Annotated in this window: 18 protein-coding genes; 8 read left to right on the forward strand and 10 right to left on the reverse strand. The window is 71.7% G+C overall.

Going from position 1 to position 21,671, the window contains the following annotated elements; translation table 11 throughout:
• Positions 1-143: 143 nt before the first annotated feature.
• The 3 genes from ACZ4TO_RS33675 to ACZ4TO_RS33685 are packed head-to-tail and all read right to left on the reverse strand — an operon-like array spanning position 144 to position 3,741.
• Positions 144-935, reverse strand: a complete 792-nt coding sequence (locus ACZ4TO_RS33675; protein ID WP_385042540.1) for a 3-oxoacyl-ACP reductase — start codon at positions 933-935, stop codon at positions 144-146.
• Complete coding sequence (locus tag ACZ4TO_RS33680; protein ID WP_468026203.1) at positions 932-2,362, reverse strand: aldehyde dehydrogenase family protein; 1,431 nt, start codon at positions 2,360-2,362, stop codon at positions 932-934. Before ACZ4TO_RS33680 ends, ACZ4TO_RS33675 begins: the two co-directional genes overlap by 4 nt.
• A gap of 8 nt (positions 2,363-2,370) precedes the next feature.
• Positions 2,371-3,741 carry a glutamine synthetase family protein gene (locus ACZ4TO_RS33685; RefSeq protein WP_385042542.1) on the reverse strand — a complete coding sequence of 457 codons (1,371 nt, stop codon included), beginning with the start codon at positions 3,739-3,741 and terminating at the stop codon, positions 2,371-2,373.
• 77 nt (positions 3,742-3,818) lie between these two features.
• Here ACZ4TO_RS33685 and ACZ4TO_RS33690 point away from each other — a divergent pair, with 77 nt between their 5' ends.
• Together ACZ4TO_RS33690 and ACZ4TO_RS33695 are read left to right on the forward strand one after the other, a co-directional pair.
• Entirely contained in the window at positions 3,819-4,556 is a 738-nt protein-coding gene (locus ACZ4TO_RS33690) for a FadR/GntR family transcriptional regulator (protein WP_468026204.1), read from the forward strand.
• 180 nt (positions 4,557-4,736) lie between these two features.
• Positions 4,737-5,459, forward strand: a complete 723-nt coding sequence (locus ACZ4TO_RS33695) for a gamma-glutamyl-gamma-aminobutyrate hydrolase family protein (RefSeq protein WP_385042543.1) — start codon at positions 4,737-4,739, stop codon at positions 5,457-5,459.
• Positions 5,460-5,553: 94 nt separating this feature from the next.
• Here ACZ4TO_RS33695 and ACZ4TO_RS33700 read toward each other — a convergent pair whose 3' ends face one another.
• Positions 5,554-6,477 (reverse strand): LysR family transcriptional regulator, encoded by a 924-nt coding sequence (locus ACZ4TO_RS33700; protein WP_467845761.1) that lies wholly within the window; start codon positions 6,475-6,477, stop codon positions 5,554-5,556.
• A gap of 95 nt (positions 6,478-6,572) precedes the next feature.
• Here ACZ4TO_RS33700 and ACZ4TO_RS33705 point away from each other — a divergent pair, with 95 nt between their 5' ends.
• The gene (locus tag ACZ4TO_RS33705; protein ID WP_468026205.1) at positions 6,573-7,724 is read left to right on the forward strand and encodes a TDT family transporter; all 1,152 of its coding nucleotides are present in this window, start codon (positions 6,573-6,575) and stop codon (positions 7,722-7,724) included.
• 33 nt (positions 7,725-7,757) lie between these two features.
• On the opposite strand, the gene ACZ4TO_RS33710 is transcribed toward ACZ4TO_RS33705, so the two are convergent.
• Positions 7,758-8,063, reverse strand: coding sequence for a DUF1905 domain-containing protein (locus ACZ4TO_RS33710; RefSeq protein WP_468026206.1), 306 nt, complete (start codon positions 8,061-8,063; stop codon positions 7,758-7,760).
• 120 nt (positions 8,064-8,183) lie between these two features.
• Positions 8,184-9,578 carry a hypothetical protein gene (locus ACZ4TO_RS33715; protein WP_468026207.1) on the reverse strand — a complete coding sequence of 465 codons (1,395 nt, stop codon included), beginning with the start codon at positions 9,576-9,578 and terminating at the stop codon, positions 8,184-8,186.
• 435 nt (positions 9,579-10,013) lie between these two features.
• On the opposite strand from ACZ4TO_RS33715, the gene ACZ4TO_RS33720 reads away from it, so the two are divergent.
• The 3 genes from ACZ4TO_RS33720 to ACZ4TO_RS33730 all read left to right on the forward strand — a co-directional run bounded on the left by ACZ4TO_RS33720 (position 10,014) and on the right by ACZ4TO_RS33730 (position 13,654).
• The gene (locus ACZ4TO_RS33720; RefSeq protein WP_468026208.1) at positions 10,014-10,883 is read left to right on the forward strand and encodes a HalD/BesD family halogenase; all 870 of its coding nucleotides are present in this window, start codon (positions 10,014-10,016) and stop codon (positions 10,881-10,883) included.
• A 105-nt stretch (positions 10,884-10,988) separates the two neighbouring features.
• Positions 10,989-11,834: a class I SAM-dependent methyltransferase gene (locus ACZ4TO_RS33725; protein ID WP_382789107.1), complete on the forward strand. Its 846-nt coding sequence runs from the start codon at positions 10,989-10,991 to the stop codon at positions 11,832-11,834.
• Positions 11,831-13,654 carry a choline/carnitine O-acyltransferase gene (locus tag ACZ4TO_RS33730; protein WP_468026209.1) on the forward strand — a complete coding sequence of 608 codons (1,824 nt, stop codon included), beginning with the start codon at positions 11,831-11,833 and terminating at the stop codon, positions 13,652-13,654. The genes ACZ4TO_RS33725 and ACZ4TO_RS33730 overlap by 4 nt, the downstream gene beginning before the upstream one ends.
• A 130-nt stretch (positions 13,655-13,784) precedes the next feature.
• Here the strand turns inward: ACZ4TO_RS33730 and ACZ4TO_RS33735 are convergent, their stop codons facing one another.
• From ACZ4TO_RS33735 to ACZ4TO_RS33750, 4 genes are all read right to left on the reverse strand, one after another.
• On the reverse strand, positions 13,785-14,507 hold the full coding sequence (locus ACZ4TO_RS33735) for a helical backbone metal receptor (protein WP_382789112.1): 723 nt from the start codon (positions 14,505-14,507) through the stop codon (positions 13,785-13,787).
• A gap of 132 nt (positions 14,508-14,639) precedes the next feature.
• Entirely contained in the window at positions 14,640-15,221 is a 582-nt protein-coding gene (locus tag ACZ4TO_RS33740; RefSeq protein ID WP_382789114.1) for a helix-turn-helix domain-containing protein, read from the reverse strand.
• A 594-nt stretch (positions 15,222-15,815) separates the two neighbouring features.
• Positions 15,816-18,428: an ABC transporter permease/substrate binding protein gene (locus ACZ4TO_RS33745; RefSeq protein WP_468026210.1), complete on the reverse strand. Its 2,613-nt coding sequence runs from the start codon at positions 18,426-18,428 to the stop codon at positions 15,816-15,818.
• Positions 18,421-19,512 carry a quaternary amine ABC transporter ATP-binding protein gene (locus tag ACZ4TO_RS33750; protein ID WP_468026211.1) on the reverse strand — a complete coding sequence of 364 codons (1,092 nt, stop codon included), beginning with the start codon at positions 19,510-19,512 and terminating at the stop codon, positions 18,421-18,423. The genes ACZ4TO_RS33745 and ACZ4TO_RS33750 overlap by 8 nt, the downstream gene beginning before the upstream one ends.
• A gap of 168 nt (positions 19,513-19,680) precedes the next feature.
• Here ACZ4TO_RS33750 and ACZ4TO_RS33755 point away from each other — a divergent pair, with 168 nt between their 5' ends.
• The gene (locus ACZ4TO_RS33755) at positions 19,681-20,619 is read left to right on the forward strand and encodes a 5'-3' exonuclease (protein WP_468026286.1); all 939 of its coding nucleotides are present in this window, start codon (positions 19,681-19,683) and stop codon (positions 20,617-20,619) included.
• A gap of 100 nt (positions 20,620-20,719) precedes the next feature.
• On the forward strand, positions 20,720-21,559 hold the full coding sequence (locus ACZ4TO_RS33760; RefSeq protein WP_382789123.1) for a siderophore-interacting protein: 840 nt from the start codon (positions 20,720-20,722) through the stop codon (positions 21,557-21,559).
• Positions 21,560-21,671 lie beyond the last annotated feature (112 nt).

Here is a 21,671-nt window from a genome sequence, read left to right on the forward strand (position 1 = left end):
GGTGTAGGTCTCCTCTCGGCGTTTGGGGGCCGGGGGGGGTGGTGTTAGCCAAGAAGTAGAGACTCCCCCCCGTCCCCCAAGCGGGGGTTCGGGGGGGGGGGGGGGGGGGTCCCCCCCCCCCCCCCGCGGACCGGCCGTCTCCGCTACAGCGGGGTGACGTAGGCGCCCGAAATGCCCCCGTCCACCAGGAAGTCGGTGGCGTTCACGAAGGACGAGTCGTCGCTGGCGAGGAAGGCGACGGCCGCCGCGATCTCGTCCGCCTCGGCGAACCGTCCGACCGGGATGTGCACGAGCCGGCGCGCGGCCCGCTCGGGGTCCTTCGCGAACAGCTCCTGGAGCAGCGGGGTGTTGACCGGTCCGGGGCACAGGGCGTTGACCCGGATGCCCTCCCGGGCGAACTGGACGCCCAGTTCACGGGACATGGCCAGCACCCCGCCCTTGGACGCCGTGTACGAGATCTGGGAGGTCGCCGCGCCCATGCGGGCCACGAAGGAGGCGGTGTTGATGATGGAGCCCCTGCCCTGGCGGCGCATGTAGGGGATGGCCGCCTTGCAGCAGAGATAGACGGAGGTGAGGTTGACCTCCTGGACGCGCTTCCAGGCCTCCAGGCCGGTGTCCAGGATGGAGTCGTCGTCGGGCGGCGAGATGCCCGCGTTGTTGAAGGCGATGTCGACCGAGCCGTAGGTGTCGTACGCCGTCCTGAACAGGGTCTCGACCTGCTCCGGGTCGGTCACGTCGACCTTGACGAAGGTGCCGCCGACCTCCTCGGCGACGGCCTTCCCGTGCTGCTCGTCGATGTCGCCGCAGACGACGTGGGCGCCCTCGGAGGCGAGCCGGCGCGCGGTGGCGAGGCCGATGCCGCTGGCGGCGCCGGTGATGACGGCGGTGCGGCCCACCAGGCGGCGGCAGACGGTCTCGGGGGTGTCTGAAGTCACTGTGCGGGACCCTCCGTGCTGATGAAGACGTTCTTGGTCTCGGTGAAGGCGGTGAGGGCGTCCGGGCCGAGTTCGCGGCCGATCCCCGACTGCTTGAAGCCGCCGAAGGGGGTCCAGTAGCGGACGCTGGAGTGGGAGTTGACGGACAGGTTGCCGGCGCGGACGGCCTGGGAGACGCGCAGGGCGCGGCCGACGTCACGGGTCCAGATGGAGCCGGACAGGCCGTAGTCGGTGGCGTTGGCGAGCCGGACGGCGTCGGCCTCGTCCTCGAAGGGCAGCACGACGGCGACGGGGCCGAAGACCTCCTCCACGGCCACGCGCGCGCCGGGTTCGACGCCGGTGAGCACGGTGGGCGCGAACCAGAAGCCCGGGCCCCCGGGAGCCTTGCCCCGGATGCCGGGGGCGTCGGCGTCGACGTAGGACCGTACGCGTTCCAACTGGGCCGCGGAGATGAGCGGGCCCATCTGGGTCCGCTCGTCGGAGGGGTCGCCGACGACGACCGACTCGACGGCGGGGGCGAGGAGTTCGAGGAAGCGGTCGTGGACGGAGCGCTGGACGAGGATGCGGGTGCGGGCGCAGCAGTCCTGGCCGGAGTTGTCGAGGAAGGACATCGGGGCGGAGGCGGCGGCGGCCTCGATGTCGGCGTCGGCGAAGACGATGTTCGGACTCTTGCCACCGAGTTCGAGGGTGACGCGCTTGAGGAGGGCGGAACCCTTGGCCAGCACCTGTTTGCCGACGGCCGTGGACCCGGTGAAGACGATCTTCGCGACGCCCGGGTGCCGGACGAGCGCGTCGCCGGCGACGGGGCCGACGCCGGGCAGTACCTGGAAGAGGTGCTCGGGCAGGCCGGCCTCCAGGGCGAGTTCGGCCAGCCGCAGTGCCGTGAGCGGGGTCGTCTCGGCCGGTTTGAGGATGACGGCGTTGCCCGCGGCGAGGGCGGGCGCGGTGCCCCAGGCGGCGATGGGCATCGGGAAGTTCCACGGCGCGATGACACCGACGACCCCGAGCGGTTCGAGGAGGGTGATGTCGAGGCCGCCGGGGACCGGGATCTGGCGTCCGGTCAGGCGTTCCACTCCCCCGGCGGCGTAGTCGAGCAGATCGCGTACGTTGCCCGCCTCCCAGCGGGCGTTGCCGAGGGCGTGGCCGGCCTCGCGGACCTCCAGGCGGGCCAGTTCCTCGAGGTGGCCGTCGACGACGGAGGCGAAGCGGCGCAGCAGCCTGGCCCGGTCGGCGGGCGCGAGCGCGACCCACCCGGCCTGCGCACGGCCGGCCCGTACGACGGCGTCGTCCACGTCCTGTGCGGTCGCGGCCGGGACGGTGGCGACGATCTCCTCGGTGGCCGGGTCGAGCACCCGCAGTTCGTGCTCGTAGGGGGGTGGGGTGGACGGCTGGGACGCGGGTGGCTGGGATGCGTGGGGGTGCGGCAAGGGGGTCCTCACATGCGTTCGAAGGAGCGGCGCAGCTCCCAGTCGGTCACCGCGGCGTCGAAGGCCTCCAGTTCGACGCGCGCCATGTTGCGGTAGTGCTCGACCACCTCGTCGCCGAAGGCGGCCCGGGCGATCGGGCTGTTCTCCCAGAGCTCGGCGGCCTCGCGCAGGGTGGTGGGGACGTGCTCGTACGCGGCGCTGTAGGCGTTGCCCGCGCAGGCCTCCGGCAGTTCCAGCTTCCGCTCGATGCCGTACAGCCCCGCCGCCACGAGTCCGGCGACGGCCAGGTGCGGGTTGACGTCGCCGCCGGGCAGCCGGTTCTCGAAGCGCAGGGAGCGGCCGTGGCCGACGACGCGGAGCGCGCAGGTGCGGTTGTCGTGGCCCCAGGCCACGGCGGTCGGGGCGAAGGAGCCGGGCTGGAACCGCTTGTACGAGTTGATGTTGGGCGCGTACAGGAGGGAGAAGTCGCGCAGCGCGGCGAGCTGTCCGGCCAGGAAGTGGCGCATGACCTCCGACATGCCGCCGGGGTCCTGGGCGGTGCCCGCCATCACGTTGGTGCCGTCCGCGTCGGCCAGGGAGAGGTGGATGTGGCAGGAGTTGCCCTCGCGCTCGTTGTACTTCGCCATGAAGGTGAGGGAGACGCCCTCCTGGGAGGCGATCTCCTTGGCGCCGGTCTTGTAGACGGCGTGCTGGTCGCAGGTGACGAGGGCTTCGTCGTACCTGAAGGCGATCTCGTGCTGGCCGGGGTTGCACTCGCCCTTGGCGGACTCGACGGTGAGCCCCGCGGCCTGCATCTCGTTGCGGATGCGGCGCAGCAGGGGCTCGATGCGTCCGGTCCCGAGAACCGAGTAGTCGATGTTGTACTGGTTGGCCGGGGTGAGCCCCCGGTAGCCGCTGTCCCAGGCCTGTTCGTAGGTGTCCTTGAAGACGATGAACTCCAGCTCGGTGCCGACCTGTGCGGTGTAGCCGAGCTCGGCGAGACGGTCGAGCTGGCGGCGCAGGATCTGGCGGGGCGCGGCGACCACCGGGGAGCCGTCGTTCCAGGCGAGGTCGGCGACCAGCAGGGCGGTGCCGGCGTTCCAGGGCACGCGGCGCAGGGTCGTGAGATCGGGGTGCATGGCGAAGTCGCCGTATCCCCGGTCCCAGGAGGACATGGCGTATCCGTCGACGGTGTTCATATCGGTGTCGACGGCGAGGAGGTAGTTGCAGCCCTCCGTCCCGTGCTCCAGGACCTCGTCGAGGAAGAAGGCCGCGGCGAACCGCTTGCCCTGGAGCCGTCCCTGCATGTCGGGGAAGGCCAGGACGACCGTGTCGATGTCACCGGCCTCGACGAGGATGCGCAGTTCCTCGACGGAGAGCGGGGGTGTGCGGTCTGCCACCGGAAAAGCCTCCTTGGGTCAGCCGAGGGCCATAAGGTATTGCGGAGAACCATTGCTTGGGAAGGGGGCGCGACCTGATGACGCGGGCGCAACCCGACCGCGGCACCGACGACCGGCTGACGCCGGTCCTGCGGCCGGTGCGGGCGGGCAACGGCTTCGAGGAGGCGCTGGAGCAGATCCTCCAGATCGTCCGGCTCGGTCTGGTGCCGGGCGGTGAACGGCTGCCCTCGGAGCGGGAGTTGGCCGAGCGGCTGGGCATCAGCCGGGTGACGCTGCGCGAGGTCCTGAAGGTGCTCCAGGACCAGGGTCTGGTCGAGTCGCGGCGCGGCCGGTACGGCGGCACGTTCGTGCTGGCCCGCACGGACACCCCGGGCGAGCACGAGCTGCGCCGGCGGGTGGCCGCGGTCGACATCGAGGACGTACTGCGTTTCCGCGAGGTCCTGGAGGTGGGCGCGGCCGGGCTGTGCGCGACGCACGGGCTCGACGCGCAGCAGGCGCTGCGGCTGCGTGCGGCGCTGGAGCGGACGAACGACGCCCCGCTGGCGGAGTACCGGCGTCTGGACACCCTGCTCCACCTGACCCTCGCCGAACTCTCCGGCTCTCCTTCCCTCACCGCGCGCTACGCGGCCGTACGGGCCGGCGTCAACGACCTCCTCGACTGCATCCCGCTCCTCGTCCGCAACCTGGAGCACTCCCAGCGCCAGCACACCGCTCTCGTCGAGGCGGTTCTCGACGGGGACGCCGACGGGGCGCGCGAGATCATGCGGGAGCACTGCGCGGGCACGGCGGCACTGCTGCGGGGGTTCCTGACGTGAGCCGGACGTGCCGCGTGAAGCTCTTGTGTTTCACTCCCCCACCCCAAAGGTATGAGACCTTTCCATTGAAGCCATGAAGCCATGAAGCCATGAAGCCATGAAGCCATGAAGCGATGCAGCCATGGAGCGATGCAGCCATCGAGGCCGTGGAAGCCACTGGAACCACCGAGGGAGTAGCGCGTGGGCAGGCCGCTGGTCGGTGTGAGTACGTATCTGGAGGCCGGCGCGCGCTGGGGCGTGTGGGAGCTGGAGGCCGCGCTGCTGCCGGCCGGCTATCCGCGGCTCGTGCAGCGGGCGGGCGGGCTGGCCGTGATGCTGCCGCCGGACGATCCGGACCTGGCGCGTGAGGCGGTCGCCCGGCTCGACGCGGTGGTCGTGGCGGGCGGCCCCGACGTCGACCCCGCCCGGTACGACGCCGAGCGCTCCCCGCGTACGGGACCGCCCGCCCCCGAGCGCGACGCCTGGGAACTCGCCCTGATCCGGGCCGCGCTGGATACCGGGACCCCGCTCCTCGGCATCTGCCGGGGCCACCAGCTCCTGAACGTGGCGCTGGGCGGCACGCTCGTCCAGCACCTCGACGGGCACGTGAAGGACGTCGGCGTGATCGGACACCACGAGGTGACACCCGTACCGGGGACGCGGTACGCCGGTCTCGTACCGGAGCCGTGCGCGGTGCCGACGTACCACCATCAGGCGGTGGACCGCCTCGGCACCGGCCTCACGATCAGCGCCCACGCGGCCGACGGCACCGTGGAGGCCATCGAACTCCCGGGCCCCGCCTGGACCCTGGGAGTCCAGTGGCACCCGGAGATGGGGGACGACCTTCGGGTGATGCGGGGCCTGATCGCGGCGGCGGCGAGGATCGGTGCGGCGCCGGAAGCTGTCAGCCCGTCCGGCGATTGAGGACGAGGCCGTCCAGGCCGAAGCGGGGGTCCGGGGGCGGCAGCCCCTGGGTACGGGACGGGCAGGGGCGGAGGGGGCGAAGGAAGCCTGTCCGCTACGCCCCCCGCGTCAGGGACAGCAGGTCGCGGGCCGGGCCGGTGGGCCGGTGCCCCGTCGGCCAGACGGCCCGCAGGGCACGGGTCAGCCGCACGTCGGCGAGCGGGATGCCCACCAGCCGATGGGCGGACAGCTCCTCCCCCAGGGCGAGTTCACTCAGGACCGCGGGCCCCGCACCGCTGACGGCGGACGCCTTGACCGCCGTCGTGGAGGACAGCTCGATCAGCGGCCGGGCCAGCCCCCCGAGCGCGGAGTCGAGGACCTGCCGCGTACCGGACCCCTCCTCGCGCAGGATGAGCGGCGTCGCCGCCAGCTCCGCCGCGGCGAGGGGCGCCCGACGGCGCGCCCAGGGATGCCCGGGCGCCGTCACGACGATCAGCCGGTCGTGCGCGATGACGGTGGCGTCGAGACCGGACGGCACCGAGAGCCCCTCGACGAACCCGAGGTCCGCCTCACCGGCCAGCAGCCGCTCGGCGACGGCGGCGGAATTCCCGGCGAGCAGCGACACGGCCGTGTCGGGACGCTGCGCGCGCAGGGCGATCAGCCAACCGGGCAGCAGGTACTCGGCGATGGTCATGCTCGCGGCGACCCGCAGCCGCGAGTCGCGCCGGTCGCGCAGGGCCTGCGCCCCGGCGTCGAACGCCTCGGCCGCGTCCACCACCCGCCGGGCCCAGTCCGTGACGAGCGCCCCCTCGCGGGTGAGCCGGGACCCGCGGGGCGAACGGTCGACGAGCGCCACCCCGAGCAGCCGCTCCATGGAACGGATGCGGCTGCTGGCCGCCGGCTGGGTGATCCCCAGTTCGCGTGCGGCGCGCCCGAGACTGCCGAGGCGGGCCACCGCCAGCAGCAGTTCCAGGGCGCCCAGATCGGGGACCCGGTGCGCGATCCCGGCGCCGGGCCGGTCCTCAGCACCGCTACTCATGACGATCCTCAGCGCTGCTGCTCATAAAGCCAGCTTATGTCGTCATAGGCGCGCACTCCCTGGTGGGGAGCTCACGGCGGCGCGACCGTGGTGTCATGGTCACCGCAGCCCAGCCCCTGTCCGCCCATCAGGCGGGAACCGTCCCCGGCACGAAGACCCCCCGTGTCCCGGGAAACCGCGTCGTCGCCTCGGTCCGGCATCTCGGCCCGAACTGGTACGCCTCCGTGATGGGTACCGCGATCGTGGCCACGGCCGGGGCCGGGCTCCCCGTGCACGTGCCCGGCCTGCGCACCGCCTGCGCCGCCGTGTGGGCCCTCTCGCTGACCCTGCTGGTGGCGCTGCTCACCGCCCGCGCCCTGCACTGGACGTACCACCGCGACCAGGCCCGCGCCCACCTCCTCGACCTCGCCATGGCCCCCTTCTACGGCTGCCTGTCGATGGCCCTGCTCGCCGTGGGCGGCGGGACCCTCCTGGTGGGCCGGGACTGGATCGGGACACCGGCGGCCGTCGCGGTGGACTCCGTCCTGTTCACCGCCGGGACGCTGATCGGACTGACCGCCGCCGTGGCCGTCCCGTACCTCATGGTCGTACGGCATCGCATCGAGCCCGGCCAGGCCTCCCCCGTGTGGCTGCTGCCGATCGTCGCCCCGATGGTGTCGGCCGCGCTCGGCCCCCTGCTCGTCCCGCACCTGCCGGCCGGACAGCCCCGGGAGACGCTGCTCCTCGCCTGTGTCGCGATGTTCGGGATCAGCCTGGTGGCCACCTTCGTGATGCTGCCGATGGTCTTCGCGCGGCTCGTCACCTCGGGTCCGCTGCCGCTCGCGCTCACCCCGACGCTGTTCCTCGTGCTCGGCCCGCTGGGCCAGTCGACGACCGCGGTGGGCAAGTTCGCGGACGCCGCCCCCGGTGTCGTGCCGGCCCCCTACGACCAGGGCTTCGCCCTCCTCGCCGTGCTCTACGGCGTCCCCGTACTGGGCTTCGCCCTGCTGTGGCTCGCGCTGGCCGCCGCGATGGTCGTACGGGCCCGCCGCCAGGGCATGGGTTTCGCGATGACCTGGTGGGCCTTCACCTTCCCGGTGGGCACCTGCGTCACCGGCGCCGAGGGCCTGGCCCACCACACCGGCCTGACCGCCTTCACGATCCTGGCCGTCGCCCTGTACGCCCTGCTCCTGACCGCCTGGACGGTTGCAGCGGCCCGAACAGCCCACGGCCTGCTCACAGGAAAGCTGCTGACGGCGCCTCGGTGAAGCCGGCTCCTGGCGTCCACCAAGCCTGCGCACCTAGCGCGATCGGGGTTCGTCGAAATGGATCGTCATCCTCACCGGTACCTCGTCGCCCGCCGAGAGGCCGCTCGGTTTGCGTACCGTCAGTTTGAGCGGCAGCAGATAGCCGCCGTCCCGGGGGAAGAGCGACGTCTGGAAGACGATCTCGGCGATCCGGGCCTCGACCGGGATCACGCCCCAGCCGTAGGTGGCCATCGCGGCCACCTCGCGGATGTCGGCGCACTCCTCGTCCGGCACGCGGACGAAGTAGTACGGCGACGGTCCGCGCCATTCGATCACCGGGCCGGAAAAGTCGAACTCCATGCGGTCGGTCTCCTTCGATGGGGAGGGTCAAGGGGCGCGACGGGCCCGGCGGGGACGGCCGGTCGTCCTGTCCCTCGGCAAGATACGTAAACGGCGCCCGCCGAGACCGTCTCGGTGCGGCTAGCGGGGGACACCCGCGTCGTCCAGGTATCCGTGCATGGCTTCCGGCGGAAGGCTCGGGTTGCCGAGGGCGCTGGAGGACGTCTCCGGATTCCCGCAGCTTTCCAGGATGAGGGCGACCGGCAGGGCGGGGTGCGCCGCCGCCATGGCACGTACGCGGCGGTCGGGGTCGGAGAGCAGCCTGACCACCGTGTCGGCGGGTGCTTCGCGGTCCAGGCCCACCAGCCGTCGCAGCTCCGGATCGGGATCGTCGGCGAAGCGTTCCGCGTTGCCGGAACGCGGGAAGTTCGGATGGCGCTGAAGAGCCCCCTTGGTGATGACCTTGCAGTCCAGATACGTCCGCAGCACGACCTCGCCGTCGACGGTCGGCTGGTTCTCGCACAGGAGGAGTCGTACGGCGTAGTCCTCGTCCTTCGCGAGCAGGTCGACGGCGTCGGCGGGCAGGTGCGGGCTGTAGGCCGCGCTGCGCCGCAGCAGGATGTTGGCGGACCTGGCGCACCGGCGCAGGACGTCGGGATCGGCGCAGAGGCAGACCCAGTCGACGGGTTCGAGCCGATCGGACGGTCTGATGGTGACATCGACGGCGGAGCGTTCGGCCTCCGTCAGCTCGGGCCGCACCGACACCGCCAGCCGGACTCCGTGCGCGGCGTCGTCCGCCAGCGGCCGGACGATGTCGATCGGAACGCCGAGGTTGGTGGCCAGCTCCCGCCGGTCCTGCTCCTCGGCGCTCGCCGCGAGCCGTTCGGCGGTCGACGTGCTCATGGCTCCGCGCCGGATCACCTGCCACCGGTCGACGCCGCCGATGCCCGCGTCGAGCAGAAGGTCCGTGCAGGCCGCGTCATCGCGGCAGGCCTCCATCATGGCCGCTCGGCGGACCTCGTCGGCGGCGTCGTGCAGCAGACGGCCTCGGGTGTCCTCGGACAACAGGGTCCACTGGCGGCAGGCCGCCCGCCGGAACTCCGCGTCCTCGTGGTCGGCCAGCCCGGCTACCAGGCTCGGGGCGGTGTCACGGCAGAAGGCCGCGCTTCGGCGGACTCCTGGATCCGGATCGGCGAGGAGTCGCCGCTGGGTGGTCAGCGGCAGGGGTGGCGTGGGGACGCGGAACCACTGGGGTCCGAGGGCCAGGCCGAGACGGACGCGCGGATCGGGATCGTCCACCAGCCTGGCCCGTTGTTCCGCCGCCACCGAGACGTTCTCCGTCAGGGCGCTCCGCACCCTGCGGTCGGGATGCGCGACGACGGCGTCGACCACCTCGTCCGGCAGCGCGCGCCAGGCGACCGTGTTCCAGACCGCGGCGGCCTCCTCGCCCAGCAGCCTCGTCAGGACGTCGGCCGGCGCCGCGGGATTGCGGGCGATCGCGGCGAGGGTCTCACGGTGACCGCGCTCTCCGGACATGGCGGGGACCTCCTTGTACGCCGGCGACCGTCGCGGGCCCGCAGAGTCTGCACATGCCACGTATACGAGGTCAACGTCGTTGATCACACTCCGCCGCGCAGCGACAGAACAACGAAGGGCCCTCGGCAGAATGGCGAGAGGCCTTCGCAGACCGACGAGAGGTCTTCGGCAGAACGGCGAGAGGCCTTCGGCGCAACTGCCTCTCGTGGCCGCCCCGATCCTCGGGCGGGGCGCTCCGACTCCCGCGCCTGCTGCACGGCGACCCGGCCCGTGTCGAGCCCAAGGAAGCATGCTGGAGCACACAGTTGGGCAGTGTGACGTGTCACAGACAGCGCGGTGTCCCTGTGGGAACTTCAAGTGCCCGTCGTGGCAACCGAGTTGCCGATGAGCCGAGAGTGGGGTCCGGTCGGGCGGCCCGCACGTGGAGAGGATCGAATGCGCTCTTTGGAAGCCCTGACGCTCGATCAGGTGGTCGACACCAACCGCTATCCCCTGTCGGAACTCGCGGGCGACCGGGGGCAGGCCGTGGTCTCCCGTGCCCGGCGTGAACTGTCGACGCTCGGCTGCACCGTACTGCCGGACTTCGTCCGCCCCTCGCTGCGCGACGTCCTGCGCCAGGAGTGCTCGGCGATCGCTCCCCGGGCGTATCACGACGTCGAGACGGTGAACGTCTACAACATCGCGGTGGACGCGGCGCTGCCGGAGGACCATCCGGGCCGGAGGACCTTCGAGCGGGGCAACGCGTTCGTCGCGCGGGACCGCATCCCCGCGGACTCGCTCATCAGCCGCCTCTACTCCGACACGGTGTTCCGGGACTTCGTCGCCCGCTGCTTCGAACTGCCCGAGCTGCACGAGCTGGCGGACCCGCTCTCCGGGCTGGTCCTCAACGTCGTCGCGCCGGGCATGGAACACCCCTGGCACTTCGACACCAACGAGTTCACCGTGAGCATGCTGACCCGACAGGCCGAGTCCGGCGGCGTCTTCGAGTACTGCCCGAACATCAGAACCGCACAGGACGAGAACTTCGCCGACGTCCGGGACGTCGTGGACGGCCGGGGCGAGCGGCTGACCCGGCGCCTGCCCCTGCAACCGGGCGACCTGCAACTGTTCAAAGGGCGCTACTCGCTGCACCGCGTGAGCCCGGTGCGCGGCGAGACCGCCCGGCACTCCGCGATCTTCGCCTACAGCGAGCGCCCCGGCGTCATCGGGAGCGTGGAGCGGACCCGGCAGCTCTTCGGCCGGGTGCTGCCCGAGCACCTGGAGGCCGAGGGCCGGGCGGTCCGCGGCGACCGGCTCCTGGACTAGTGCCGCCACGGGCGGACGCCGCCCGCCGCCGGACCCGCGGACGGCCGGAACGCGTAGTCGCCATAGGCCGTTTCCCCTGCGCAGACCCACGGAGGAGTAAGCCCTGTGCGTTTCGACGTGACCGGAAAAGTCACACTCGACCACATCTACGACCAGCCCGATCCGCGAACCTACTTCAGGGTGCTGCGCCCGCTCGACTACGGCGTGCCGCAGCAGGCCAAGCCCTGGTTCACCAAAATCATCACGGAGTACCGGGAGTCCCGGCACGTCGCGGTGCCGCAGGTGCTGGACATCGGCTGCTCGTACGGGATCAACGCCGCCCTGCTCAAGTACGACGCGACCATGGACGAGCTGTACGCGCGCTACGGCGACGAACGGCGTGCGGAGGAGAGCCGCGAGGCGCTGCTGGCCCGCGACCGCGAGATGGCCCGCTCGCGCCAGCCCCCGCAGGCCATCCGCTTCGTCGGCCTCGACACCTCCGGCAGCGCGCTGTCGTACGCGCACGAGGCCGGGTTCCTCGACGACGTGGTGCACGCCGACCTGGAGGAGCGCGAGCCCACAGAGCGACAGCGAGCCCAGCTCTCGGGTACGGACCTGGTGATCTCGACGGGCTGCGTCGGCTACGTCACCGAGCGGACCCTCACACGAGTCGTCCGGGCCCAGGGCACCCGCCGGCCCTGGATGGCGCACTTCGTGCTGCGGATGTTCCCCTTCGACCCCGTCGAACGCGCGCTGGAGGACCTGGGCTACCGCACCGTCCGCGTCGACGAGGTGTTCAGACAGCGGCGGTTCGCCTCCCCTCAGGAGCAGACACGCGTGCTCGACGGCATGTCCGCCGCGGGGGTGGATCCACGGGGCCTGGAGGCGGAAGGCTGGCTCTACGCACAGCTCTATCTTTCCCGGCCGTACGGCGTCACAGGTACCGACGATTCGAATCGAGAACAGAGTTGAAGACCAGTCAGGACGGGTCGCGGAACGCGACCTTCGCCCAGGAGGACAGCCTCCCGCGCGTACCACTGCCCACGCTGGAGGCGAGCTGCGAGAGGTTCCTCGCCTGGTGCGCACCGCTGCTGACCGCCGACGAGCGCTCGGCGACCGAGGCGGAGGTCGCCGCCTTCCTCCGCCCCGGCGGCCCCGGCCGGGTGCTGCACGCCGCGCTGGAGGAGTACGACGCCACGGAGGGCGTGCAGAGCTGGCTCGACGTCTTCTGGCCCTACCGATACCTCGGCCGCAGGGACCGGATCGCGCTCAACGCCAACTTCTTCTTCCTGTTCCGGGACTCCGGCCAGGCCCAGGTGGAGCGGGCGGCCGGGCTCGTCGCCGGGGCGCTCGACTACAAGCGGCAGCTCGATCAGGGGCTGATCGCACCGGTCGTGCAGCGTGGCGCGCCTCAGTCGATGGTGCAGAACAGGTTCCTGTTCTCCACCACGCGCATCCCCGGCGCGCAGCAGGACACCGTCCGCGCCCCCTACACCGACGAGTGGCCCGGCCCGTCCGGGGCCCGGCACGTCGTGGTGTTCTTCCGCGGCGGCATGTTCCGGCTGGACGTGCTGGGTCCGGACGGTGTCCCGCACAGCCTGGAGGACCTCGAGGCGGGGCTGCGCGCCGTGATGAAGGCCGAACCGGCCGGCGCGGACACCTCGGTGGGCCACCTCACCACCATGGCCCGCGCGGAGTGGGCGGCCGCCCGGGAGTCCCTCCTCGCCTGCCACCCCCGCAACGCCGCCGCCCTCGAAGACGTCGAGACGGCCCTGTTCTGCCTCGCTCTGGAGGACTTCGCCCCTGCGGACACGCAGGACGCCTGCGACCAGTTGCTGTACGGCGACCGCGGCAACCGCTGGTTCGACAAGGCCGTGACCTTCGTCGTCTTCGCCGACGGCCGGGCGGGCATCAACGTCGAGCACTGCGAGCTGGACGGGACGACGATCCTCACGTTCACCGACGCCCTGCTCGACACCCCCGCCGAGGAGCAGTCCCGGCGGTCCGGCGCCCGCTCCCAGGGGCTTCCGGCGCTGGAACCGATCGTGTTCGAACTGGACGACGCGCTGCGGGACCGGGCGCGCTGGGCCGCCGAGGCGTTCGCGGCGTACGGGGAGAACACGGCGACGAGCACGTTGTCGTTCGAGGACTTCGGCAGCGGCGCGGCCAAGGCCCTGGGGGTCTCGCCGGACGCGTTCGTCCAGGCCGCCTACCAGCTCGCCCACCAGCGCGCCAAGGGGCACCTGGGCGCCACGTACGAGTCGATCGCCACCCGGCAGTACCGGCACGGGCGGACCGAGGCGATGCGCGTGGTCACCCCCGAGATGACGGCCTTCGTGGCGGCGATGGAGGATCCGGCGGCGGACGCGGACACCCGGCGCACCGCGTTCCGGGCGGCCACGCAGGCCCACGTGGCGCGCGCGAAGGCGTGCCAGGCCGGGGAGGCGCCGGAGCAGCACCTGTGGGAGCTGGAGCTGATCCAGCGCCGACGGGGGGCCGAGCTCGGAGTGACCGAGCAGCCCGCGCTGTACCGGACGCCGGGCTGGTCGGTCATGCGGGACGACTACCTGAGCACCAGCTCGGCGCCGTCCGTCAACATCCAGTACTTCGGCTTCGGTTCGACCAGCAGCCAGTGCATCGGCGTCGCCTATGTCCTGCTCCCCGACCGCTTCAACCTCTACCTGAGCACGCCGCTGGCGGTCGCCGCGCAGATGCGCACGTTCGCCGACCGGCTGCGCGAGGCGATGGACGAACTCCGGGAGCTGCTGGCCTCCGAGCGACCCGAGGCCTGATCGGACCCCGCCGCCGGACCGGAACTCCCCGCAGGGAACCAGGGTCCGGCGGCCCGTTCGGCTCCGGTGGCGCCCCTTCGGCTCCGGTGGCCGGGCCTGGCCCGGGCCGCCCCGGAGCCGGGGGCCCGGATCAGCGGTCGGCGGGCCGCAGCGCCGCGCCGAGGAGGGCCGGTGCCTCGGCCAGCGACGGGCCGTACCAGGTCAGCAGGCGGCCGTCGACGAGGGCGCAGGGCAGGCCGGGGAAGGCTTCCGGGCCGTCGTCGGCGGTGAAGCGGTACGGCTCGTCGGGCAGGACCACGAGGTCGGCGCCCGACGCGGTCAGTTCGGTGAGGGGGACGCGGGGGTAGCGCTCGGCGTGATCGGCGTACGCGTTGTCGACGCCCAGCCTGGCCAGGACGTCTCCGGCGAAGGTGTCCCGGCCCAGCACCATCCAGGGCCGGCGCCAGATCGGCACGACGGCGGTCCTGCGGGGGGCCGCCGGAGCGGTCGGCCCGGCCCAGGCGGCCTCCGCGGCGTCCAGCCAGCGCGGGCGGCCGTTCGCGCCGCAGGCGGCGAGCACCCGGTCCAGTTCGCGAAGAGCGCCCGGCACGTCCCGCACCTCGGTGACCAGTACCTCGATCCCCGCCTCCCGCAGGGCGGCCAGATCGGGCTCCCGGTTCTCCTCCTCGTTGGCGACCACCAGATCGGGCGCGAGCCGTACGACGGCGTCGACGTCGGGGTTCTTGGTGCCCCCGATCCGGGTGACGTCCAGGTCCGCCGGATGACTGCACCAGTCGGTGGCGCCGACCAGGACGCCGGGCACGGACACGGCCACGGCCTCGGTCAGCGAGGGCACGAGGGACACCACCCGCATACCGGTCCGCCTCTCCCGCGCCGCCCTGGCTCCCGTCTCCCGCCATCCTCTCGCGCGCCGCTCCCACCCGCCCGGCGGGGTTCCCCGTCGCCCGAGCCGGGGCCCGAGCCGGGGCCGCGTCGTCTGGGCCGCTCAGCGCTTGCCGAAGGAGTGCGGGTCCTCCACCGCGTCGATGTGGTCGGCGACCTCGACGACGACGACCCGGGTGTCCGGCACGGTGGCGCGCCAGCGGTGCCGCACACCGCCCGTCAGATAGAGCGTGTCTCCCCGGCCCAGCCGGTGCGCCCGTCCCTCCGCCTCGACCTCGACACCGCCGTCGGCGACGTACATCAACTTGTCGTTGCGGTGCTGGAGTTCGCGGGCCTCCTCGTGGTCGCCGGTGAACTCGGTGGCGTGGAGCTGGTGGTGACCGCGCACCAGGGGGCGGGCGTGGGCCCCGGGTGTGAACTCGGCCCCGTCGTCGGCGCGCACGACGTCGACACTGCACGCCGGGTCGGCGGCGGCGAGCAGATCGGCGGCCGTGGTGCCGAGGGCGTCGGCGACCCGCTCCAGGGAGCTTCGGCTGGGCCGCGCCCGCTCGTTCTCCACCTGGCTGAGAAAGGGCACCGACAGGCCGCTGCGTTCGGACACGGCGGCGAGCGTGAGCCGCAGAGCCCGGCGTCGTCGCCGTACGGCCGCGCCCACCCGAAGGGGCTGTTCTTTGTGGTCGCCCATCGCTCCGGCTCCCTCCCTCGCGTCGTCGGTCCGCGAACCGTGCGGATTTCCGGCCCGCCGCTTCTGTTGAGTTGTTTGCACCCTACGCATGTTCGGCAAACCGTTTCATGGACCCGTCACATCGCTGTCACTTCGAGGGAGTGTGAGGGTTACAGTTCGCGCCACCGCGCGAGCCCTCGCGCGCCCGGCGCCGCCACCCCCTCGTACGCGGCAAAAGGGCCGATCACGGGGGCGGGACACCCCGCCAGGGCCCTTCGACGGCCGGAGCGGATCCCGAAGTCCGTTGCGTCGAGGCGCAGTTGGTGGTGCGGCTCGGTCCGGGACGCGCGCCGCGTGACGGTTGGCCGGATCTCTGTCGTACGCCAGTACGCGACCCCCGGCGCCGTCGCCCGCGCGTGCGGACGGGCGTGCGGACCGGCGTGCGGACCGGCGGCCGGGTGGGCGGGGAGGAGCCCGCGAGCGCGGAACGCGACGAGGGGTGGTCCTCGTCGCACGGGTCAAGAGACCCTGACGACGAGGACCACCCCTCGGAGTGAACCGCTCGGCGTGCCCCGCTGTGACGGCTCGGCCACGCCCGCGGGCACCGCTCGTCCGCTACCGCGGAGTCATGCGTTCCACGATGCCCGGATGCTCGTCGAGCCACGCGGTGACGGCTTCGTCCTCGTGCCCCTGGCCGCGCTGCTTGATCTCGCTCTCCAGGCTGCCGAGTTCGGCCTCGCTCATCTTGAAGTGCTTGATCCACCCGGCCAGCTTCGGGTACCGGCTCGGGAAGTCCTCCGAGGCGATGGTCCGGATCGTGTTGCCCTCGCCGAACAGCTTCTTGTCGTCCGTGAGCTTGGTGAGCTCGTACTGGCTGTACGCCCAGTGCGGCGACCACAGCACGACCGCGACCGGCTTCTTCTCGGCGTAGGCGCGCTTCAGCTCGGCCAGCATCGCGGGCGTGGAGCCGTCGACGACCTCGTACTCCTTGTCCAGGCCGTAACCCGGGAGCACCTTCTTCTTGAGGAGGTTCATCTCACCGGTGCCCGGCTCGATACCGATGATCTTTCCGCCGAAGGTCTTGGACTTGCCCTTGAGGTCGGCGAGGGAGCGGACGTCCTTCACGTACGAGGGGACCGCGATCTCCAGGGAGGTCGGTTCGTACCAGGTGCCCAGGTCCTTCAGGTGGTCCTTGTGCGCCTCCCAGTAGTTGGACTGGGCGTAGGGCAGCCAGGCGTCGAAGTTGAGGTCGAGGTCGCCGGAGGCCAGGCCGGTGTAGACGGGGCCGACGTCCATCTGCTTGAGATCGATCGTGTAGCCGCGCCGGGCGAGCACGTTCTTCCACAGATAGGTGACGGCGACGTCCTCGTCCCAGGGGAACCAGGCGACGTCCAGCGGACGCTTCGCCTCGGCGGGGGCGGCGGCGGCCTTCTCGACGGGGGCCAGTTCGCCGACGACCGACGGGTTCTTCTTCAGCCAGGCGCGCACGGCGTCCTGCTGCTTGCCCTTGCCGACCTTGTTGATCTCGGCTTCGAGGCCGGTGAGCTGCTTCTCGGTCAGCTTGAAGTCCTTCAGCCACTTCCCGACGACCGGGTCGTCCTGCGCGAAGCCCTTGCGGGCCAGCGTGTGCACGCCGTCGCCCTTGCCCCAGGCGCCCTTGGGGTCCTTCAGCTTCTTCAGCTTGTAGTCGCTGTAGGCCCAGTGCGGCGACCAGAGCGTGGCGACGATCGGCTTCTTCGCGGCGTACGCGCGCTTCAGCTCGGCCAGCATCGCGGGCGTGGAGCTGTCGACGACCTTGTACTCCTTGTCGAGCCCGTACGCCTTGAGCACCTTGCTCTTGAGCAGGCCCATCATTCCGGCGCTGGACTCGATGCCGGTGATCTTCCCGTCGAAGGTGCCGGCCTTGCCCTTGAGGTCCTCCAGGGAGTCGATGCCCTTCATGTAGGCGGGCACCGACAGCTCCAGGGACGTCGGGCCGTACCAGGAGCCCAGGTCGTCGAGCTGCTTGCCGTACTTCTTCCAGTACTGCGCGTGCGTGGTCGGCAGCCAGGAGTCGGTCTCGAAGTCCACGTCGCCCTGCGCGAGCGAGGTGTACAGCGGGCCGGCGTCGAACTGCTTGACGTCGACCTGGTAACCGCGCTCCTCCAGGATCTCCTTCCAGAGGAAGGTGGAGGCGACGCCCTCGTCCCAGGGGATGTAGCCGATGGTGACCTTCTTGCCCTGGCCGACGTTCTCGCCGTCGGCGGCGGTGGCCTCCGTGCCCCCACCACCGAGGACGCCCATCCCGGCCGCGACGAGCGCGAGCACGACGACGCCCGCCATGGCCACGACGGGACGGGGGCGGTAGGACCAGATCCGCAGGCCCCGCGCGGCGCGCGCCTTGGCCGCGGCGCGCCGCCCGAGCGGGGAGACCTGGGTGCCGAGCGCGCCGGTCATGCGGTCGAGGTAGATGGCGAGGATGACGATCGCGACGCCCGCCTCGGAGCCGAGGCCGACGTTCAACTGGCCGATGGCCTCGTTGACGTCGCCGCCGAGGCCGCCGGTGCCGACCATGCCCGCGATGGCGGCCATGGACAGGCCCAGCATGATGACCTGGTTGACGCCCGCCATGACGGTGGGCAGGGCCAGCGGGAGCTGGATGCGCAGCAAGGTGGCGCGCGGGGTGGTGCCGAACGCGTCGGCGGCCTCGACCAGTTCCTTGTCGACCTGCCGGATGCCCAGTTCGGTCATACGGACGCCGGGGGCCAGCGCGAAGATCAGGGTGGCGACGATGCCGGCGGAGGCGCCGGTTCCGAAGAACAGGATGGCCGGGATGAGGTAGATCATCGCGGGCAGCGTCTGCATGAAGTCGAGGACCGGCCGGACGACGGCGCTGACCCGGTCGGACCTGGCCGCCCAGATGCCCACGGGCACGGAGACCACGAGCGCGATGAGGGTCGCGACGAGGACCAGGGACAGGGTCACCATCGCGTCCTCCCACAGTTCGAGGGAGTCGATGAAGGCGAATCCGGCGAAGGTGAGCAGACCGGCCGAAGTGCCGCGCAGCCAGAAGGCGATGACGGCGAAGATGCCGGCGAGGAGCAGCGGCTGGGGTGCCTGAAGGACGGCGTCGATGGCGTCGTAGGTGCCCGTGAAGACGGTCTTGAGGAAGTCGAAGAGCCACGCCATGTGGTTCAGCAGCCAGTCGACCGCGTCGTTGACCCAGTCGCCGAAGGGGATCCTAGGCATGGGCCTTCACCCCCTTGCCGTGTCCGCTGTCCTGTCCACCGGGACACGTCCCGGGGCCGCCCTGCTCGTCGCCGAGGAAGCCGACGAGCCGGCGCCGCGGGACGACGCCGACGAGGGTGTGCTTCTTGTCGACGACGGCGACCGGGTGCGGGAGACGGGCGCTCAGCGCGCAGAGTTCCACGAACGGGGTGTCGGGCGTGGCGGTCTCGCAGGCGCAGTCGGCCTCGTCGCCGCGCAGGTCCGTGTCCATGACGGCGGCCGCGGTCAGCACCCGGGAACGGTCGACGTCCTGGGTGAAGGAGGCGACGTAGTCGTCGGCGGGCCGGACGAGGATGTCCTCGGCGGTGCCCTCCTGGACGATGCGGCCGTCGCGCATGACGGCGATGCGGTCGCCGAGGCGCATCGCCTCGTTGAGGTCGTGTGTGATGAAGACGATGGTCTTCTCGAGCTTCTTCTGGAGTTCGAGGAGCTGGTCCTGCATGTCACGGCGGATCAGCGGGTCCAGCGCGCTGAACGACTCGTCCATGAGCAGGAGATCGGCGTCGGTGGCGAGCGCGCGGGCGAGACCCACGCGCTGCTGCATGCCGCCGGAGAGTTCGTCGGGCCAGGACTTCTCCCATCCGGCGAGTCCGGCCAGTTCCAGTGCCGCGGCCGCCCGTTCACGGCGTTCCGCGGCGGGTACACCCTGGACCTCCAGGCCGTAGCCGGCGTTCTCCAGCACACTGCGGTGCGGGAACAGCGCGAAGTGCTGGAAGACCATGCTGATCTTCCGGGAGCGGACCTCGCGCAGCTCGCGCGCGCTGAGCCCGGTGAGGTCCTGGCCGTCGAAGCGCACGTGTCCCGCGGTGGGCTCCAGCAGTCCGTTGAGCATGCGCAGCAGCGTGGACTTGCCGGATCCGGACAGGCCCATGACGACGAAGATCTGGCCGGGTTCCACCGTGAAGGAGGCGTCGATCACGGCGGCGGTGGTGCCGTCGGCGCGCAGCTCCTCACGGTCGGCCCCCTGGCGGAGTCGTTCCACCGCCGCTTCCGGTCGTCTTCCGAACACCTTGTAGAGATGGTCGGCTTCAAGCCTGGATGACACAGGTGCCTCTCGTCGGGGCAGGGGCGCACGCGGAAGGACGACGCGCGTGTTCCCGGCTGCCGAGGACGGTTGAATTCACAACCGCGTTCTTCAGAGGCGGCGCCTGCCCCCGCTTACACGGAGCAAACACGGGAGTGGTCCAGGTCACTGTCAGTGGCGTACGGCATGATGCGGAGCGTGACTCTGCAGACGCGACGACTGATGCTCCTCGACACCGCCTCGCTGTACTTCCGCGCCTATTTCGGCGTCCCGGAATCCTTGAAGGCCCCGGACGGCACCCCCGTGAACGCGGTGCGCGGACTGCTGGAGTTCATCGACCGCCTGGTCAAGGACCACCGTCCGGACGATCTGGTGGCCTGCATGGACGCGGACTGGCGTCCGCAGTGGCGGGTCGACCTGATCCCGTCGTACAAGGCGCACCGGGTCGCCGTGGAGACGGAGACCGGCCCGGACGAGGAGGAGGTGCCGGACACGCTCTCCCCGCAGGTGCCGGTCATCGAGGAGGTCCTGGACGCGCTGGGCATCGCGCGCGTGGGCGTCGCCGGGTACGAGGCGGACGACGTGATCGGCACGTTCACCGGCCGCGCCGGCGGCCCGGTGGACATCGTCACCGGCGACCGCGACCTGTACCAGCTCGTGGACGACGCGCGGGGGGTGCGGGTGCTGTATCCCCTCAAGGGTGTCGGCACGCTCCAGCTCACCGACGAGGCGTGGCTGCGCGAGAAGTACGGGGTCGACGGTCCCGGGTACGCGGATCTGGCGCTGCTGCGCGGCGACCCGAGCGACGGGCTGCCCGGGGTGCCCGGCATCGGGGAGAAGACGGCCGCCAAGCTGCTCGCCGAGTTCGGGGACCTGGCCGGCATCATGGCCGCGGTCGACGACCCCAAGGCGAAGCTGACGCCGTCGCAGCGCAAGCGGCTCGACGAGTCGCGGCCGTACGTCGCGGTGGCGCCGACGGTCGTCAAGGTGGCCGGGGACGTGCCGCTGCCGGAGGTGGACACCGCGCTGCCGCACGCGCCGCGTGATCCCGCCGCACTGGAGGAACTGGCGGCGCGCTGGGGTCTGGGGGGCTCGTTGCACCGCCTGCTCGTGACACTGCAGGCTTAGCGGAACACTTTTGACCCGACGGATACCCCTTCGTGCATAGGTGTCACAGAGGAAGGAATGCTAACTTAGGTAAGCCTAACCATTCGAGCAGGAGGCAGTCATGGCAGAGCGCCCGGAACGCAAGCCCCGGAAGCCCCACTCCGCGAAGGTGCTGCGGACCGAGCGGCTGACGCCCCACATGCAGCGGGTGGTCCTCGGAGGCGACGCCCTGACGGACTTCGCCACGGGCGGCAGGACCGACCACTATGTGAAGCTGCTCTTCGGCCCCCCGGGGGTCACCTACCCCGAGCCCTTCGACCTGGACCGCGTCCGCGAGGAGTTCCCGCGCGAGCAGTGGCCGGTGACGCGGACGTACACCGTGCGCGCCTGGGACGCCGAGACGCGTGAACTGACCCTGGACTTCGTCGTGCACGGGGACGAGGGGCTCGCCGGCCCCTGGGCCCTTCGGGCACGGCCGGGCGACCTCGTCCGTTTCATGGGCCCCGGTGGCGCCTACGCGCCCGACACGACCGCCGACTGGCACCTGCTCGCCGGTGACGAGAGCGCGCTGCCCGCGATCGCCGCCGCGCTGGAGTCGCTGCCCGACGCCGCCACCGTCCGCGCGTTCGTCGAGGTCTCCGGGCCCGAGGAGGAGCAGAAGATCGACTCCGACGCGGAGATCGTCTGGCTGCACCGCGGCGACCGGCCCGTCGGCGCGGCCCTGGTGGAGGCCGTACGCGCCTTGGAGTTCCCGGAGGGCCGGGTGCACGCCTTCGTGCACGGCGAGGCCGGCTTCGTGAAGGAGCTGCGCGCGCTGCTGCGCGTCGAGCGCGCGATCCCGCGCGAGGACCTGTCCATCTCCGGCTACTGGCGCCTGGGCCACAACGAGGACGGCTGGCAGGCCGCGAAGCGTGAGTGGAACGCCCAGGTGGAGGCGGAGCAGGAGGCACCGGCCGCCTGACACCGGCCCTCCCACCCCGTACGCCTCAGGAGGCGGACCCGCAGGACGCGGGTCCGCCTCCTGGCGTATGCGGGGGTACGGCCACCGGCACGAGCGGCGGGGCCCGGAGACC

It is taken from the genome of Streptomyces sp. NPDC028298, from assembly GCF_055565895.1.